At 67.6% G+C, this 333-nt stretch carries 1 protein-coding gene; it reads left to right on the forward strand.

Going from position 1 to position 333, the window contains the following annotated elements:
• Positions 1-87 precede the first annotated feature (87 nt).
• A partial coding sequence (locus HIJ39_RS23500; RefSeq protein ID WP_169103421.1) for a hypothetical protein occupies positions 88-333 on the forward strand: 246 nt, incomplete at its 3' end.

A 333-nucleotide genomic window follows, 5' to 3' on the forward strand; every position in this document is an offset into this window, starting at 1 on the left:
AACATCGTCGGCGCGTTCCCATCGATCCCGTCGCCTTTGGAGCACGCCTTAGGTATTGGCGGATCGTGCGCGGCTGGGCGCCCGAGGATGTCGCCCGGTTGGCCCGACCCGCTCAGCGTGGACTCGGTGCCCCGGGCCGGCCGATCACCGCAGCGTGGACTCGGTGCCCCGGGCCGGCCGATCACCGCAGCGTGGATTCGGATGATGGAACGTGGGGCCGAAGGCCTGATTTCCTCCGTCGACCGCGAGCGGGTGAACATTCTGGCTTTGGTGTTTGACATTCCCGCCGACGCGTTGGCGACACCTGAGGTACCGGAGCAGACCGGACATGCC

This window comes from Sulfobacillus harzensis, from assembly GCF_012933365.1.
Classification (GTDB): Bacteria; Bacillota; Sulfobacillia; order Sulfobacillales; family Sulfobacillaceae; genus Sulfobacillus_B; species Sulfobacillus_B harzensis.